Below are 17,865 nucleotides of genomic sequence, written 5' to 3' on the forward strand. Positions count from 1 at the left end.
GAGATATAATGGGGAAAATACGTGTATTAATTGCCAAACCTGGACTTGATGGGCATGACCGGGGTGCTTTAGTGATTGCCCAAGTCTTGCGCGATCACGGAATGGAAGTGATTTATACTGGACTGCGGCAGTCACCGGTACAAATAGTACAAGCTGCCATTCAGGAAGATGTTGATGTAATCGGACTGTCATCGCTTTCCGGTGCACACAAAACGCTATTTCCGAAAGTCATGGAAGCTTTAAGAGAACGGAATGCTGCTGATATTCCGGTGGTCGGAGGCGGTGTTATTCCGGCTGAAGATATACCATATTTACTTGAGCAGGGTGTTCAAAAGATATTTACAAGCGGCTCATCTACTGAAGCGCTAGCCGCTTATATCAATCAATTGATCCATCCGGAAGAGGAAAAACTGGAACCGCCGGAAAAAATCGCACATATAGGTATTGCCGTTCGGCAAATTGACCATGTATTATCGTTTTATACGGATACCCTCGGACTGGAGCTTGAGGGTGTCGAGGAAGTTGAAGCAGAAGGAGTCAAAACGGCTTTTCTAAAAATAGGCGAAACCCGTATTGAGTTACTTGAACCATTGACTCATGACTCCCCGATTCAGCGATTTTTGGATAAAAAGGGTGAAGGGATCCATCATATCGCACTTGAGGCAGATCAGCTGGATCAACGGCTTCACCGTATGAAATCGGAAGGGATCCCATTAATCAACGAAAAACCGAAACAAGGCGCACATGACAGCCAAGTCGCGTTCCTGCATCCGAAAGCTGCAAATGGCGTCCTGTTTGAATTGTGTCAACACCCTAAAGGAAGTGAACAGTAATGGACATTTTTGACAAAATTAATGAATTGTATGATAAACGCAGACAAGTCGAGCTTGGAGGCGGTGATGAACGGATTGACAAACAGCATGGCAAGGGAAAATTGACGGCACGTGAGCGAATTGATTACCTGCTTGATGATGGTTCGTTTGTTGAACTGAATCCGTTTATCGAACACCGTGAGACGGATTTTGGAATGGGTAACTCACATGCCAATGGAGAAGGTGTCGTCACAGGATACGGAAAAATCAATGGGCGAGCTGTCTATTTATTTGCCCAGGATTTTACTGTTTACGGCGGTGCGCTTGGTGAAATGCACGGCAAGAAAATTGCAGCTGCAATGGATCTTGCTGCCAAAACCGGTACACCATTTATCGGATTGAACGATTCAGGCGGTGCCCGGATTCAGGAAGGCGTTTCGTCACTGGACGGTTACGGTCATGTTTTCTACCGGAATTCGATTTATTCAGGTGTTATACCGCAGATCTCGGTTATTATGGGACCGAGTGCGGGCGGAGCAGTTTATTCACCTGCCATTACGGATTTTGTCATTATGGTCGAAAAAACATCACAAATGTTTATTACCGGACCCAAAGTAATTCAAACGGTAACCGGAGAACAAATTTCTTCCGAAGAATTGGGCGGCGCCGATGTCCATAATGCCAAAAGCGGCAATGCCCATATTAAAGCGGCCAGTGAAGAAGAAGCACTTGATGCGTTAAAAGACCTTGTTTCCTATTTGCCGGCCAATACCAGAGAAAAACCGCCAGTGAAACGGTTTGAACTAAATGATGAAACACGTCCTGATTTAACGGATATTGTCCCGTTTAACGCTACACGCCCGTATGACGTTAAATCGGTTATCAAACAAGTGGTGGATCCGGACAGTTTTTATGAAATACATAAAGATTTCGCCAAAAATGTAGTCGTCGGCTTCGGGCGCGTCAATGGACAGACGGCCGGATTTGTTTGCAATCAGCCCAAACACCTTGCCGGCGGTCTTGATATAGATTCAAGTGACAAGGCAAGCCGGTTTATTCGTTTTTGTGATTCGTTCAATATCCCGCTGATTACCTTTGAAGATGTCACCGGGTTTTTCCCGGGTGTGAAACAGGAACACGGTGGAATCATCCGCCATGGTGCCAAAATACTTTACGCATATTCCGAAGCAACAGTTCCGAAAATAACCGTCATCACCCGTAAGGCATATGGCGGGGCTTACGTTGCCCTCAACAGTAAATCTATCGGTGCTGATCTCGTATACGCCTGGCCAAATGCCGAAATAGCGGTCATGGGGCCGGATGGTGCTGCCAATATTATTTTTGCAAAAGAAATTGCTGAAAGTGACAATCCCGAAGCGACCCGCCAGGAAAAAATCAGTAATTACCGTGAGAAATTTGCCAACCCGTATGTGGCGGCAGGGCTTGGTATGATTGATGATGTCATTGACCCGCGCGAAACACGCACGAAACTGATCCAGGCGCTGGAAATGCTGTATCATAAAGAGGAGGAAAGACCAGCGAAAAAACATGGCAATATACCTTTGTAATGAATTCAGGAGGCATCAATTATGATTTCTATCAACCAGGAGAGACTAATCGACGAATTCTTTGAACTGGTTCAAATCGACTCTGAAACCGGCTATGAAACGCAAATTGCTGACGTGCTGACACGAAAGTTTAAAGATCTTGGACTTGACGTAATTGAAGACGACAGCAAAAATAAAACAGGTCATGGGGCCGGTAATTTAATTTGTACATTAAAGGCCAATAAAGAAGGTGTTGATCCGATCTATTTCACCTCACATATGGATACGGTAATGCCCGGAAACGGTATTAAACCATCCATCAGAGATGGCTATATCGTCTCGGATGGCACGACGGTTCTAGGAGCGGATGACAAAGCAGGGGTTGCTGCCATCTTGGAAACCGTTCGCTCGTTAAAAGAATTGGGCACAGAGCATGGCGATATTCAGTTTGTCATAACCGCAGGAGAAGAATCCGGACTGGTCGGTGCCAAATCTCTTGATGGATCGCTTATTAATGCGAAGTACGGCTTCGCAATCGATAGCAATGGCACTGTCGGTGACATCATTGTTGCAGCACCGACTCAAGCGAAATTATATGCTGTCATGAAAGGCAAAACCGCTCATGCAGGTCTTGCACCGGAAAAAGGTGTTTCAGCGATCACACTTGCTGCAAAAGCCATAGCCAAAATGCCGCTCGGTCGGATTGATGAAGAAACGACGGCTAATATCGGTCGGTTTGAAGGCGGCAAGCAAACGAATATCGTTTCTGATCGTGTCGATATCGTTGCGGAAGCCCGTTCACTCGTGCCTGAAAAAATGGAGAAGCAGGTTGCTGAAATGAAGGAAGCGTTTGAAAGTGTAGCCGATGAATATGGCGGCAATGCTGAAGTGGATGTTCAAATCATGTATCCCGGGTTCAGCCTGGATGCTGATGATAAAGTAGTTGCAGTTGCCCGGAATGCTGCAAAATCAATCGGTCTTGAAAGTAATCTGCAGAAAAGCGGCGGCGGAAGTGATGCAAATGTCATCTCCGGGCTTGGAATACCGACTGTCAATCTGGCTGTCGGTTATGAAGAGATCCATACAACAAATGAACGGATTCCAGTTGACGATCTGGTGAAAGTTACAGAGCTTGTGGCTGCTATTGTACAGGAAACATCAGGCGGATAAGAATAATCATGTGATGACGATAACGTGCCTGGGTAAAAAAATGATCCCGGGCACGTTCATTATTGAAAACATTCAGAGTAAAAATACTTCCCGAAAACTGCTTTTTTGATAGGGATGATCATGGTCTTCTTTAAACGTCTGGGTGATATTGCAGCCGGCACCATTGTTGTACATGAACGGAGTGTTAAGAGCACAGGAAAATACAATACAATTGAAAAGGAAATTGAATCCAGAGGGCTGACTAAAGAAAGCCTGTCAATTGACGATTGGGCACTCCGATCGTTCGGAATGAAAGAATGGAATTTATTGAAAAGATACAGTGAACGGCTGCTGCAATTAGAAGGTGCCGATCGAACTGAACTTACGAAAAGATTGTCGGTAGCACTTTTTCCTAGGATTGGAACCGGATGATATGGATATCAGGGAAAGAGAAGATACATTGCTCCGTTGTATCTAATCCTTAAAGATGAATGGGAATTCGAATTTGAGTTTCATAAGTTAAATGAATCAATCTGATGGTTCGCTTTAATTACCCGGCACTTTTTTTCAACAGATGATATAATTAGGGTAAACATGTTTAAAGGGATGTCTTGCAATGTCACAACCTAAAAAGGGAAGGATTATTTTTCATGTCGATATGAACTCATTTTATGCTTCTGTAGAAATGGCTTATGAACCAAAACTGAAGGGCAAACCGCTTGCAATTGCCGGCAACCCGGAAGAGCGGAAAGGGATTGTCGTAACAAGCAGCTATGAAGCAAGGGCTAAAGGTGTTAAAACCACGATGCAATTATGGCAGGCAAGAAAGCTTTGCCCGGAATTAATCGTTTTGCGTCCGAACTTTGACCGGTACAGGGCCGCATCGAAGGAAATATTTCAAATACTAGCTGAGATAACGCGATATGTGCAGCCGGTTTCCATCGATGAAGGTTACATGGATGTAACATGCACCGAAAAACACGGAAGCCCAATCGAAATTGCTCAAAATCTCCAGAAAAAAATCAGCAATGAACTCGATCTTCCTTGCAGCATCGGCATTGCACCAAATAAATTTCTGGCGAAAATGGCCTCGGACATGAAAAAACCGATGGGTATCACGATTTTGCGGAAACGGGACATCAGTGAAAAGCTTTGGCCGCTTCCGATTGAGGAAATGTATGGTGTCGGTGAGAAGACGGCAAAAAAACTGCGCACGTTCGATATCAACACAATTGACGATCTTGCCAGTGGGGATCCCTATCAGCTGAAGCAAATACTCGGTATCAATGGGGAAAGACTGCAGAACAAGGCAAACGGCATCGACATGCGGCCGGTTGATCCGGATGCAGTGCATGAATTTAAAAGTATCGGCAGCTCCCAGACACTGCCGGAAGATACAATTGATGAAGCAGAGATCCGCAAATTGATGCATCAGCTTGCTGAAAATGTTGAGCGGCGAATGAAGCGGAAACAAGCAGCAGGGCAGAGTGTGCAGATTATGATCAGGTATCATGACCATAAAACGATTACGCGGAGCAAGAAACTGCATCATTTTATTGAAAGTAAATCAGATATTCTTCAATTTGCCAATGAACTGTTTCAAGAACACTGGAATCTTGAACCAATCAGACTCCTTGGCATAACCGTCCAGGATGTTGACGAAAAAAAGAATATTGCCAAGCAGCTCGATTTGTTCACATACGAACAAGAAGCCGAAAAAGAAAAATTGTATGAAGCGATTGATAATTTATCCCAGAAGTACGGGAAAAACCTTTTTAAACAACTCCGGAATGATGACAGGGAAGAGGAACAGCCGCGGACAAGTTTTCAAAAGGATTTTCTGGATGATTTTAAAAAGTGAGCGCTCCTGCCAATCAACATGCAGGAGCGCTAAACTTATGTCATCAGCCGTTTGACGACAGCCTTGGCAAGTTTTCCACCGGGATATCTGAACGGGATGTCAAATTTGGTCGTCTGTTTCAAGATACTTTTCTGATGCGAGAATGTATCAAAGCTGTACTTCCCATGATACGCGCCCATCCCGCTATTGCCTGTACCTCCAAATGGCAGGTGCGGGTTGGCAAGGTGATAGAGTGTATCATTAATGCAGCCGCCGCCAAACGATATATTTGTCATGGCTTGCTGCTGTTTTTGTTCATTTTCGCTAAAATAATATAGGGCGAGCGGTTTTTCCATCTCTTTCATTTCTGAAATGACATCTTCCAGCGAGCTGAATGTTATGACAGGCAACAGCGGTCCGAAAATTTCCTCCCGCATAATCGCGTCATCCCAGCTTATTTTATCCAGGATGGTCGGTTCAATGGTCAGTTTTTCTTTATTGGCCTCACCGCCATGAATAATCTCGCCATCCGCCATAAAGGCATTAAGGCGGTCAAAATGCTGTTTGCCGACAATTCGGACATAATCATGATTTTGAATCGGATTTTTGCCATAAAGCGATTTGATATATTTTTTCATCGATCTTAACAGTTTTAGCTTTACTTTCTCATGCACGTATACATAATCTGGCGCGACACATGTCTGTCCAGCGTTTGTGAACTTGCCCCAGACAATCCGTTTGGCAGCAAAGTCAATTTTAGCATCTTTATCAACAATGGCAGGGCTTTTTCCGCCCAATTCCAGCGTGATCGGTGTCAGGTGTTTGCTTGCTTGTTCCATGACAATTTTGCCGACGTTTGTACTGCCGGTAAAAAAGATGTAGTCCCACCGTTGTTCCAGTAATTGCCGGCTGACGTCTTTGGCACCTTCGACAACGTTAAAATAAGACGCATCAAATGTTGATTGGATCATATCTGCAAGTATTGCAGACGTCGACTGCGTGAACTCGGATGGTTTCAATACAACCGTATTTCCTGCGGCTATGGCGCCGATTGCCGGTGCAATCGCCAAATGCAGCGGGTAATTCCATGGTGCCATGATCAGCGTGACGCCATAAGGCTCTTTCCAGATATAACTTTTGCTCCCTTTATGGGTGAGCGGCGTTTCCACTTTTTCCAGCTTCACCCAATCTTTCAGATGTTTCAGGGCGAAATCAATTTCAGTGTATAAAAATCCCAATTCGGTCGTAAAAGCCTCATACTCGGATTTGTTCAAATCATTTTTTAAAGCATGGTAAATTTCTTGCTCATAAACCTTAAGCATGTCCTTCAATGAAGTCAGCTGTTCTTTTCGAAATGCAGGTTCCAGGGTTTTACCGGTATGGAAAAACGAACGCTGCCGATTGACGATTCCTTCTGCTTCCAGCTTCCCCATACAATAAACGCCTCCTATTTGGATTCAATGTTTATCTGACGAAAATCACGCGCAAGTTCTGTCTTTGAAAAAATGTGACGGGCTTCATCCAACAGTTTATCATCATCCCCTTGCTGATAACGTGAGGAAATATGAGTCAGTATCAGTTTATTCACGTTACTGTATTTGGCCAGATTCGCTGTCTGCTTCGTTGTTGAATGAAAATAGGCTTTCGCCAGCGCTTCTTTTTCATGTCCGAATGTTGCCTCATGTACCAAAACATCGGAATCTTGTACAAAGGACAGATTATACTCCGGTGAACGTGTATCCCCCATTATTGTTATAACACGGCCTTTTTTAGGTGGACCGAGATAATCATCACGATGAATAGGTTGGCCACCGTGTGTCTGAACAACAGCATTTTCTTTGATTTGCTGGTATATCGGACCGGGTTCGATTCCAGCGTCTTTTAACTTTTCAACGAGAAGCCTGCCGGGTTTATCTTTTTCAGAAATCCTGAAGCCGTAACTGGGAATGCCATGCTCAAGCTTTTTGCATGTGACTCTGAATTGTTCATCCTCAAATAGCACCCCTTCCGTAAATTCGACAATTGAAAGAGGATAGGCAAGTGTTGTTTCGCTGACTGCCAAACTTGTTTCAATATAGTCTTTGATTCCTTCAGGCCCATAGACGGTTAAAAGGTCTTTACCCCCCTGAAATGACCGGCTGCTTAACAACCCGGGCAAACCGAAAATATGATCTCCATGCATGTGGGTGATAAAAATTTTTGTTATTTTCCGCGGCTTAATGCTCGTATGCAAAATTTGATGCTGTGTTGCTTCTCCGCAATCAAACAGCCAAATGCTGTTTTGCTCCTGCAGCAATTTTAAAGCGGTTGCCGATACGTTTCGTTCTTTGGAGGGGACGCCTGAACCGGTCCCGAGAAAAACAAGTTCCATTATTTCCAGCCCCGTTCGTATTGATTTAGTGCGGGCAGTGTTTCGTTTAATTCATCAGCAGCGGCTTTTGGCCAGTATGGGTTCCGCAGCAGGGCACGCCCAATCAACACAAGATCGGCACGGTCATTTTGCAGAATTTCCTCTGCTTGAATGCCTGTCGTAATGAGTCCCACAGCGCCGGTGGCAATCGGTATTTCCTGTTTAATAGTTTCGCAGCGCTTCAGCTGATAGCCCGGATATCGCTTAATGGATGCCGGAACAACACCGCCCGAACTGCAGTCAATCAGATCGACTCCTTGCTGTTTCATTTGTCCGGCAAAAAACAGGATGTCATTGAGTGTGTTGCCGTTAGAATCATATTCGTCAATTGATATGCGGACGAACAGCGGACCGCTCCATATAGTTTTAACGGCTTCAATCACCTGTGACAGAAAACGATAACGATTTTCTTTGCTTCCGCCATATTCATCATTGCGTTTATTAGTCAGCGGTGATAGAAATTGGTTGACTAAATAACCGTGTGCACCATGAATCTCAATGATGTCAAATCCGGCTTCTTTGGTGCGTCTCGCTGCATCTTTAAATGCTTCGATTGTATAGTCAATATCTGCTTTTGCCATTTCGGCCGGCGTTTTTGATGAATCATTGAATGCAAGTGCTGAAGGGGCAAATATATCAGAGTCAAGTCGTGCTTTTCGGCCTGCGTGGGCCAGCTGAATGCCGGTTTTGGCGCCATAGCTATGGATCTGTTCATTTAATCGTTTCAAGCCATCAATATGGCTGTCATTCCAGATGCCCAGATCCTCGTGGGAGATCCGGCCTTCGGGCACTACAGCCGTTGCTTCGGTCATAATTAAACCCGCCTGACCGACTGCCCGGGAAATATAATGTGTTTCATGAAAAGGCGTTATTTTTCCATTCTGTTCCACACAGGAATACATGCACATCGGTGACATGACAATTCGATTTTTAAGTTGAACGTTATCAAATTCGATTGGGGTAAATAGTTTGGTCATGTAAATTCCTCCCGATTTATCTGGGGGTCAGCTCCCCGTAAAGGTCCGATACTGTTTTATCTCATTGATTGTTATATTGATTCCGAAAGTGGATTGCCGTCTCAGGGATATCCGTAAAAATTGCATCACACCCCATGGCAAAACAATGCAGCATTCGTCTCGGTCTGTTTACTGTATACACACGGACAGCCATATCTTCGTGATGACACTGGTCGATAAGAAGCCGATTGAGCAGCCGGTATTTGATATGAACCGCATTTGCACCCAAATCATTGGCAGCTGACGCAAGGTTTTTAACGCGTTTTGATGTTAATAACGCTGTACTGATATTTCGGTCCAGATGTTTTATCCTTTCAATGCCTATTGGATTGAATGTTGACAGTGTAGTACGATGTAATAGGCGATAATGTGATACCCTGTCATAAACAATGCTTTCCAAGTTATTATAGTCTATTTTATTATTTTTCAGTTCAATATTTAAATATAATGGCTTGTCATGAATCCATTCGAGAAATTCATCCAGCGATACAACTCGTAATCCGGTGAATTCAGAGGAAAACCATGAGCCTGCATCAAGCTGTTGTAATTGATCGAACATGTAATTTTTTATGTAGCCGGTTCCATTCGTCGTCCGATTAATTCGTTCATCATGCATTAAAACCGGAGTATGATCTTTTGTCAGATGAACGTCCGTTTCGATTCCGTCTGCCCCCTGCTGGTAAGCAAGGCTAAAGGCGGCCATCGTATTTTCCGGTGCATATTTGCTCGCACCCCGATGTGCAAAAATTTTCGTCGGCAACACACTCACCTCTTGTTTGATTGTGTTTGATTTGTCGGAAGAAGTCAATAAAACTGCCATACAGAGGGGCTGATGACTTGAATAAGAAAGTGGTTATAGCAGGAGGAACCGGTTTTATAGGAAAATATTTCGAAACCCGGTTTGAAAATCTTGGTTATAACGTATGCATCATTTCAAGGAAAACACACCACATTAATTGGAATAATACAGCATCAATCATTAATGCATTGGAAGGAGCTGAACTTCTGATTAATCTTGCCGGGAAATCCGTGAATTGCCGATACAATGAAGCCAATAAGCAGGAAATCATGAATTCAAGGATAAACACAACGAATATACTTGGGGAATCGATAATGGCTTGCAATTACCCGCCTAAAATTTGGATGAATTCCAGTACAGCCACAATCTACCGGCATGCGAAAAATTATCCGATGACAGAAGAAAATGGAGAGATTGGCTCAGGGTTCTCGGTCGATGTTGCTGTAAACTGGGAGAAAACCTTCTTCGCTTTTGACCTAACAAAAACAAGACAAATTGCCTTGCGTACGGCTATTGTTTTAGGTAAAGACGGCGGGGTGATGACGCCATATCAAAATTTGGTCAAATTTGGACTCGGCGGTGTCCAAGGAACAGGAACACAAAAATTCAGCTGGATTCATATTGAAGATTTATTTCAAATTGTTCTTTTCTTGAAGGAAAGAGATGATCTCAGCGGCGTATTTAATTGTTCGGCTCCCAATCCCGTGAGTAACCAGATGCTAATGAAATTATTCCGGACTGAAATGAAGATACCTCTGGGTTTATCCTCTCCTGAATGGTTACTCGAAATAGGAGCGATGATTATTAAGACAGAAACAGAATTAGTGCTTAAAAGTCGCTGGGTTATTCCGGATAGATTAGAAAAAGAGGGTTACACGTTTGCCTTTAGCACGCTTCAACAGACCTTGCAAGATATTTTACGATAAATTGCGGCCCGATCCAAGAAACAATAGTTTCCTGCCGGCAGCTTGAACTGAATGTTCATTCGTTGAAAAAGTTGATGATGAAGTGACACCGCCGCCGATCAGTCTGAGGCAACGTGATCTGAAAGAAGAATATTCAGTCCAGACACCAAATGCAGCGGCTGACGATGCCGATTTTAAACATTAGTCCTCTGGGGAAAGACCCGCACCAGTGGACGGAGCGTCCGGAACTGACAGCTTTAACTTTTTGCCGTCTATCTTGACAGAGGCAATTCATTGCTTGTTTAAATAGCCGGTGTGTGACTTTTTCGTGAGGAAGGTATATAATAGCATTCATCAACTGAATCGTTATTCATTTTTGGAGGCTGTCAAATTATGAAAGTACTGGACAGAACAATCATTCAAATGACCATTCCAACACCATTTGCAGTTGGTGATGTACATGTCTATCTGCTTAAAGGTGATACACTATCACTTATTGATGCCGGTGTTAAAACAAAAGAAGGATGGGTAGCTCTGAAAGCACAATTAAGCGAATTGGGTTATGCGCCTGATGACATTGAACAGATTATTTTAACCCATCATCATCCCGATCATATCGGGTTGATTGAAGGATTTCCACGGGCTGAAACGATCGCCGCACATCAAAATGTTGATTTATGGCTGACCCGGAATGAAGCATTTTTCGACCGGTATGAACAATTTTTCCGGCAATTGTTTATTGCTTCCGGTGTACCGGAAAAATTGATGCCAAGCTCTGTTGAGTTGCGCGGCACATTGCAATTTGCAGGGGAGGGTAAGCTGACGGATACGCTGGACGAAGGAGATGCACTCCCCGGGCATGATGATTGGCGTGTTTTTGAAACAAAAGGTCATGCACAAAGTCATTTGTCATTTCTCCGTGAAAATGATGGGGCGTTTATCGGGGGAGATCATATGCTTCATCACATTTCGCCGAACCCTCTCCTGGAACCGCCGACCGGGAATGAAATAGTACGGCCGAAACCGATGCTGCAATACCGTTCCAACTTAATCAAATGCCAGTCGCTCAATATCCAAACGGTTTATCCGGGACATGGTGAGATCTTTACGAATGTGGGTGACCTGATTCCTGTCCGTTTGCAGAAACAGGAACAGCGGGCAAATAAAGTATACGATTTTTTAACGGCAAAAACACAAACACCGTTTGAGATTTGTAAGCAACTTTTTCCGAAACAATATGAAAATCAATTGAGTCTTACTATGTCTGAAACAATCGGTCAGCTTGATTATCTTGAAAATCAAGGACTAATTGCCAAAACACTAAAAGACGGTATTTATGTTTGTGATACTGTGAAATAGCTCTTTATTAGACAGATATGTTATGCCTGATGCCCGCCGATTTTGCTGCTCCGCCCGATGGTGATGCCTGCATCAGTGTAGCTTGTGGCCCGAAGTATGGCAGTGGAACCGTATTTATTTCGGATCGCATCCATAACATAACCGATATCTTTTTTCTTCGTCCTGTCATCAAAAAGATCCAATTGGGTTTCGCCGTCTTCATACAGATTGTCAAGCGTTACATAGACGTGCCGGATATCACTGAAACCATCGTAAAATTCATTGAATAACTGCATGCAGACATCGTACATGTCCATGGTGATATTGGTCGGCAGACTGACAGACCGCGACCGACTGAAACCCCCGCCTGTTTCTTTGGCGTACGAGATGCCAAGATGGATGGTTTTGCCGGCTTTGTTGGCACTTCTTGCCCGCCGGCATGCCTCTTCACATAAATCAAGGATACAAATGGCGACTTCATCACCGGAATAATCGCGCAATAACGAGATTCCGTGACCGAAACCTTTCTGCTCAATTTTGGTAAAGTTTCCGAAAACAGGGCTCAAATCAATGCCCCACGCATGCCAATAAAGCTGCTCCCCCATAATGCCAAACCGCTTTGTTAATGGCTTCAGGGGAAAATTGGCCAGCTGTTCGAGTGTCACAATACCCATCCGGTTTAAATTGCGCTGCATCCGCCGGCCGACTCCCCAAATGTCCTGGACCGGGAATGGCCACAATTTTTTCCGGACGTCTTCATATGTGCATTCTGCTATACCGTGTTTCTTGGCATGCAGATCCATAACCACTTTAGCCAGAAATTTATTATCACCTATTCCGATGGAGCAGGTGATTCCGAAGTTTTGAAGAATATCCTGTTTGATGGCACTCGCCACCTGCCGCCGGCCGCCAAATAATTGATTCAGTCCGTTAACTGTTACCCAAACCTCATCAACTGAATACTGATGAATCGCTTCTTTTGGGACATATTGATTTATCAATTTGGTGATTTCCATCGATACTTGCAAATAACCGGCCATATGTGCCGGGGCCATGATGATATCCGGATCCCTGGGCAGCTCGAAAAACCGGCTGACATTACTGATGTTGTGTTTTTTCTTCAGGGCCGGGGAGGCGGCGAGAACGATGCTTCCGGGTCTGTTCAGATCCCCCACGACGGCCAGCTGGACCGTCATCGGATCAAGTCCTCGTTTGACCGCCTCCACACTTGCATAAAAAGAACGCATATCAATACACAAAACATCATTCCGCGGATAATTGGAATAATCCATGATTACATCACCCTTCCTTATTTATAGGAACATTTGTTCTGTTATTATATGCTTTCAATTCAATATTATCAATGGAAATTAGTGTCATTGAGGGGGCACGGTGTTCGCTTTTTATTGCTATAATCATATCCGGATACGAAAAGAGGCTGGGGCAAAAGAATTGAATTAAAATAAAATCCGAACGATAAATTCAAATTTGTCAGTTAAACTTCGAATCAGTTCGGATTTTTCTTTTTATAGTATAATGGGTTTCCATCAAAACAGCGAAGGAAAAATACGAAGATTCCTGGGGGAACGAAGGTCTAGATGAGACCCCGTAGCGCGACGAGCACGAGGAGGCTCATCAGCCGCCCCCGGAAAGCGCAGTATTTTCCGCAGTGATGGTTAATGCTCACCCAAACATTATACTAAAATATACCGATTATCATTTTTAAGGTTTACGTTTTAGCTATGTTCCAGCCTCATCTCGATTTCACTTCGATTATTCCGCCTTAACGGGCAGCAAGACCCCATAGCAGTGAGGGCTACCGGTGATTGGTATATTGAATCGATTTCGTTTTGCTTTGTATTTTTCTGTATGTTTCGTCTGTCAATGACATGCCGTCAGAGCTAGTATTATCATCAACCTGGCTGACCGAACTTGCACCAAATACAGCACTCGCCACTGCAGGATGTTTCAAAACGTAATTTAATGCAAGAGCGTTCATCGAATTCCTATTATTAATCTTTTCAAGTTCCTGCTGAATGGTTTTCAGTTCATCGTAAGAGTAATCGAGGAAACCATCCCGACCTTTTTTGTCAATTTGTTCAAGCGCCCGGTTGCTGAGCATTCCTTTTGCCAATGGGCCCCGTGCCAGGACACTGATGCTGTTTTCACAGAGAAGATCCAATGTTTCTTCTTCCGGCCGGCGGTCCAGCATGTTGTACTGCATCATAACCGCGTCAATGTTTGAATGCTGCACATATTCACGAATAACGTTCGGCCGGATGGATGAGATGCCGTAAGCCCGGATAAGTCCTTCTTTTTTCAGATTCTCAAACGCTTCAATGGATTCACCGATTGGGTCATCAATCGTACCGCCGTGCAGCATGTAAAAATCGATATAATCAGTGCCTAAACGATGCAGGCTGTCTTTAACACCATCTTCAATATGTTCTCTGGAAGGATCCCAAAACCAGTCCTGTTTTTCTTCATTAAAATTATTGCCGACTTTTGAGGTTAAAATAACCTGGTCCCGTTTATCTTTTATCGCATCACCAACAATTTTTTCATTTTGGCCAAAGTCATACAGGTCTGCGGTATCCAGATGATTAACGCCGGCATCCAATGCACGATCGATAATACCGCGTGCTTTTTTACTGTCTGTTCCAAGTGACATACAGCCAAGTGTCAGCTCAGAAACGTATAAATCGGATTGCCCAAGCTGGTTCTTTTTCATCATATCTGCCTCCAATATAATTCATCTGATTCTATTGTAGAAAACAAATTGCGGCAAATACAACTATTAAGATATGATAGAATGAATAATAGCTGTGGAAAAAAGGATGATCACAATGAAGAAATTTGAAGAAAAAACCACTCATACGGAAACAATATATGATGGAAAAGTCGTTAAACTGCAAGTGGATGACGTTATGTTGCCTGACGGGAACACATCCAAGCGTGAACTCATTAAGCATGCGGGTGCAGTAGGGGTTATCCCGATTACAAAGGATAATAAAATTGTGTTTGTTGAGCAATACAGGAAACCACTGGAAAAATCATTGGTTGAAATTCCTGCTGGGAAGCTGGAAGACGGAGAAGATCCGGAAGTGACTGCAATGCGCGAATTAGAGGAAGAAACAGGCTATACTGTTACAGAGCCTATGGGGTTTGTAGCATCGTTTTACACATCGCCCGGGTTCGCAGATGAGATGATGCACCTGTATCTGGCGGAAAATCTGGAACTGATGAAAAATCCGGCAGATGGTGATGCTGATGAATTTATCGAGCTGATCGAGTTAACCCTGGAAGAAGCCAAACAATACGTTAAAAACAAAAGGATACATGACGCTAAAACAAACTACGCTGTACTGTACTTAGAAACACTTGAAAGGATGTAACAAATGCTGGAATCGTTTTTTGCCGATATGCATATTCACATCGGACGGGATATGCATAACAATCCGGTCAAAATCACCGGTGCCAAAACATTAACACTGACAAACGTTTTAAAGGAGGCGAGCCGGAATAAAGGCATCCATATGGCTGGCGTGATTGACAGTCATGCTCCGGCCGTCCAGCAGGAGATCAAAGAGCTTATCAGCGACGGGTACGCTCATGAACTGGATAACGGGGGAATCCGTTTTGAAAATGCAACCTTGATACTCGGTTCTGAAATTGAAGTATATGATGAAAATTGCCGGGGCCCGCTTCATGTTCTATGTTTTCTTCCAACTCTAAACAATATGGAAGAATTTTCGGAATGGCTGACAACCAAAATGAAAAACATTACATTAAGCTCACAGCGTTATTATGGATCGGCAAAAGAACTGCAGTATAAAGTAAAAGAACTGTCAGGGATTTTTATACCTGCACATGTGTTCACACCATTTAAAAGCATGTATGGAAAAGGGGTGCATCGGTCATTGAGGGAGGTGCTTGATCCGGATCTGATTGACGGCATTGAATTGGGACTCAGCTCGGATACAACGATGGCTGATCAAATCAGTGAATTGCACGCTTTTACATTTTTATCGAACTCCGACGCTCATTCACTCCCGAAAATTGCAAGAGAATATCAGGAAATAACGATGAAAGACCCCTCATTTAAAGAATTTTGCCGGGCATTGCATAATGTGGATGGCCGGCGGATAAAGCGGAACTTTGGCATGAATCCCCATCTGGGGAAATACTACACAACCGTTTGCAGTCAATGCCTTGAACCGCTCGCTCCTGACGCTTCCAAATGTCATCAATGTGGATCGACAAAAATTGTGAAAGGTGTGTTTGACCGGATTCAGGAATTAAAAAGCACTGATTGGACAAACAAGGACCGGCCGCCTTATTTATATCAGGTTCCATTGGAGTATTTGCCAAAGCTGGGTCCTAAGACGTTTACAAAGCTCCTGGAACATTTTCAAACAGAAATGAATGTGATTCACTACGCATCCCTGGATGATCTGAAGGAAGTCGTACCTGGAAAACTAGCATCATCCATTATAGATATGAGAGAAGGTAAGTTATCAATTAAAGCCGGCGGCGGCGGAAAATATGGATCAGTCACAACTTCTTAGCTCGAGTGCCAAAAATAATTTGGTATTTTTATATGGAATTCTTCATAGTTTTTATTAAAGGCCATTTAAAGACAGCCTAATGAAATGAAATTATGCGTGATGGAGGATTCCAATGTATAACAAGCGAACCCTGTTAATCGACCATGTAAAAGAACACGCTGTCATCTATATTTTTATGACAATCCTTTTTCTGACCGGAATTATTTTTGGCGCAATCATTGTCAACAGTATGAATTTCGTTCAAAAGCAAGATTTATTCTTTTACCTTGAACGCTTTTTTGGTGACATTAATAACGAAGAACAAGTGAACAGCAGCGAAGTGCTGAAGAGCAGTTTTCTATATCATGTAAAGTATTTATTTATCCTTTTTATATTGGGGCTTTCGGTTATAGGTCTTCCGGTTGTCTGGATTTTATTGTTTTTAAAAGGACTGGTCGTTGGTTTTTCGGTCGGTTTTATGGTTAATCAGCTCGGTGCGAAGGGACTATTTTTGGCTTCAGTTTCGATCGCACCGCAAAATTTGCTCGTGATTCCAATTTATATTATTGCAGGCAGTTTATCCATGATTTTCTCAATGATACTGTTAAGAAAGCTTTTTTCGCGGCGCATTTCCCAGCCAGTGCTTCAGCCATTTGGAAAGTATGCGATGCTGTTCGCTTCATTGATGGCATTTTCCCTGGCTGCAGCAGCTCTGGAAGCATATGTTTCAAATGAAGCAATGGAGTTATTAATAAAATCTCTTTATAAGGAGCAATAAATATTATATAATAATAATTATAAATAACAAATTATAATTATTATATTTTGACATGCTCCATCTGTCCGCATATAATGAAGTTGGGGATAATAGGGAGGAGACTTGCCATGGAACATCGAATCGAACGTATAAAAAAACAACTCCATGCACAAAGTTATAAGCTTACTCCACAACGGGAAGCCACGCTCAGGGTACTGCTGGAACGAGAAGAAGATCACCTGAGTGCTGAAGATGTCTATCTGCTGGTAAAAGAAAAAGCGCCCGAAATTGGCCTGGCCACTGTGTACCGTACATTGGAATTGTTATCAGAATTGAAAATTGTAGATAAGATAAATTTTGGTGACGGTGTTTCACGCTATGATCTGCGCAAAGAGGGGGCTGAACATTTTCATCACCACCTTGTATGCATGGAATGCGGTTCTGTTGAAGAAATAGTGGATGATCTTCTTGGTGATGTTGAAAAGATAGTCGAGAAAGATTTTCGCTTTCAAGTGGAGGATCATCGATTGACATTCCACGGGATTTGCAAACAATGCCAGGAAGCGGCAGTTCAGTCAGCCAGATAATGAAATGGAAGGAATGCCTTTTTTCTTAATTGAGAAAAAAGGTTTTTTAATTATATAAAAAAGCATAAATTTTTGGCTCTACGAATGCTTTATCGAAAATTGCCACGTCCGGCTCCAGCGCTAAAGCTGTAGCGTGACTTCCTTCACCTCCGTCCGAT

The 17,865-nt window shown here is 43.3% G+C and carries 17 protein-coding genes and 1 pseudogene; 12 read left to right on the forward strand and 6 right to left on the reverse strand.

The window, feature by feature from the left end; all coding sequences use genetic code 11:
* Positions 1-8 precede the first annotated feature (8 nt).
* From mce to VK097_RS08510, 5 genes are all read left to right on the forward strand, one after another.
* Positions 9-833, forward strand: coding sequence for a methylmalonyl-CoA epimerase (gene mce, locus VK097_RS08490; protein ID WP_324211378.1), 825 nt, complete (start codon positions 9-11; stop codon positions 831-833).
* A complete protein-coding gene (locus VK097_RS08495; RefSeq protein ID WP_324211379.1) occupies positions 833-2,380 on the forward strand; it encodes an acyl-CoA carboxylase subunit beta in 1,548 nt (515 codons plus the stop codon). Before mce ends, VK097_RS08495 begins: the two co-directional genes overlap by 1 nt.
* A gap of 21 nt (positions 2,381-2,401) precedes the next feature.
* Positions 2,402-3,529: a M20/M25/M40 family metallo-hydrolase gene (locus VK097_RS08500; protein ID WP_324211380.1), complete on the forward strand. Its 1,128-nt coding sequence runs from the start codon at positions 2,402-2,404 to the stop codon at positions 3,527-3,529.
* A gap of 120 nt (positions 3,530-3,649) precedes the next feature.
* Positions 3,650-3,940: a hypothetical protein gene (locus VK097_RS08505; RefSeq protein WP_324211381.1), complete on the forward strand. Its 291-nt coding sequence runs from the start codon at positions 3,650-3,652 to the stop codon at positions 3,938-3,940.
* Between the two features lie 184 nt (positions 3,941-4,124).
* On the forward strand, positions 4,125-5,369 hold the full coding sequence (locus tag VK097_RS08510) for a DNA polymerase IV (protein ID WP_324211382.1): 1,245 nt from the start codon (positions 4,125-4,127) through the stop codon (positions 5,367-5,369).
* 35 nt (positions 5,370-5,404) lie between these two features.
* On the opposite strand, the gene VK097_RS08515 is transcribed toward VK097_RS08510, so the two are convergent.
* The 4 genes from VK097_RS08515 to VK097_RS08530 all read right to left on the reverse strand — a co-directional run bounded on the left by VK097_RS08515 (position 5,405) and on the right by VK097_RS08530 (position 9,534).
* On the reverse strand, positions 5,405-6,799 hold the full coding sequence (locus tag VK097_RS08515) for an aldehyde dehydrogenase (RefSeq protein ID WP_491712958.1): 1,395 nt from the start codon (positions 6,797-6,799) through the stop codon (positions 5,405-5,407).
* Positions 6,796-7,719 (reverse strand): ribonuclease Z, encoded by a 924-nt coding sequence (rnz, locus tag VK097_RS08520; RefSeq protein WP_324211384.1) that lies wholly within the window; start codon positions 7,717-7,719, stop codon positions 6,796-6,798. Before rnz ends, VK097_RS08515 begins: the two co-directional genes overlap by 4 nt.
* Positions 7,719-8,735 (reverse strand): NADPH dehydrogenase NamA, encoded by a 1,017-nt coding sequence (namA, locus tag VK097_RS08525; RefSeq protein ID WP_324211385.1) that lies wholly within the window; start codon positions 8,733-8,735, stop codon positions 7,719-7,721. The genes rnz and namA overlap by 1 nt, the downstream gene beginning before the upstream one ends.
* A 61-nt stretch (positions 8,736-8,796) precedes the next feature.
* The gene (locus VK097_RS08530) at positions 8,797-9,534 is read right to left on the reverse strand and encodes a glycerophosphodiester phosphodiesterase (protein ID WP_414672170.1); all 738 of its coding nucleotides are present in this window, start codon (positions 9,532-9,534) and stop codon (positions 8,797-8,799) included.
* 77 nt (positions 9,535-9,611) lie between these two features.
* On the opposite strand from VK097_RS08530, the gene VK097_RS08535 reads away from it, so the two are divergent.
* From VK097_RS08535 to VK097_RS08545, 3 genes and pseudogenes are all read left to right on the forward strand, one after another.
* On the forward strand, positions 9,612-10,499 hold the full coding sequence (locus tag VK097_RS08535; RefSeq protein ID WP_324211387.1) for a TIGR01777 family oxidoreductase: 888 nt from the start codon (positions 9,612-9,614) through the stop codon (positions 10,497-10,499).
* A gap of 58 nt (positions 10,500-10,557) precedes the next feature.
* Positions 10,558-10,656 (forward strand): annotated as a pseudogene (locus tag VK097_RS08540) (hypothetical protein); the annotation flags it as partial.
* A 215-nt stretch (positions 10,657-10,871) separates the two neighbouring features.
* Positions 10,872-11,837, forward strand: a complete 966-nt coding sequence (locus VK097_RS08545; protein ID WP_324211388.1) for an MBL fold metallo-hydrolase — start codon at positions 10,872-10,874, stop codon at positions 11,835-11,837.
* A 20-nt stretch (positions 11,838-11,857) separates the two neighbouring features.
* Here VK097_RS08545 and VK097_RS08550 read toward each other — a convergent pair whose 3' ends face one another.
* Positions 11,858-13,108 carry a Y-family DNA polymerase gene (locus tag VK097_RS08550; protein WP_324211389.1) on the reverse strand — a complete coding sequence of 417 codons (1,251 nt, stop codon included), beginning with the start codon at positions 13,106-13,108 and terminating at the stop codon, positions 11,858-11,860.
* A gap of 524 nt (positions 13,109-13,632) precedes the next feature.
* Entirely contained in the window at positions 13,633-14,547 is a 915-nt protein-coding gene (locus VK097_RS08555; RefSeq protein WP_324211390.1) for an aldo/keto reductase, read from the reverse strand.
* Positions 14,548-14,662: 115 nt separating this feature from the next.
* Here VK097_RS08555 and VK097_RS08560 point away from each other — a divergent pair, with 115 nt between their 5' ends.
* From VK097_RS08560 to fur, 4 genes are all read left to right on the forward strand, one after another.
* Entirely contained in the window at positions 14,663-15,211 is a 549-nt protein-coding gene (locus VK097_RS08560) for an NUDIX hydrolase (protein ID WP_324211391.1), read from the forward strand.
* Between the two features lie 3 nt (positions 15,212-15,214).
* Positions 15,215-16,384 carry an endonuclease Q family protein gene (locus VK097_RS08565; protein WP_324211392.1) on the forward strand — a complete coding sequence of 390 codons (1,170 nt, stop codon included), beginning with the start codon at positions 15,215-15,217 and terminating at the stop codon, positions 16,382-16,384.
* Between the two features lie 112 nt (positions 16,385-16,496).
* Positions 16,497-17,141, forward strand: coding sequence for a stage II sporulation protein M (spoIIM, locus tag VK097_RS08570; protein WP_324211393.1), 645 nt, complete (start codon positions 16,497-16,499; stop codon positions 17,139-17,141).
* Positions 17,142-17,248: 107 nt separating this feature from the next.
* A complete protein-coding gene (fur, locus tag VK097_RS08575; protein ID WP_324211394.1) occupies positions 17,249-17,707 on the forward strand; it encodes a ferric iron uptake transcriptional regulator in 459 nt (152 codons plus the stop codon).
* The last annotated feature ends 158 nt before the right edge of the window (positions 17,708-17,865 follow it).

Source organism: Lentibacillus sp., from assembly GCF_035301675.1.
In the GTDB taxonomy this organism is placed as follows: domain Bacteria; phylum Bacillota; class Bacilli; order Bacillales; family Amphibacillaceae; genus Lentibacillus.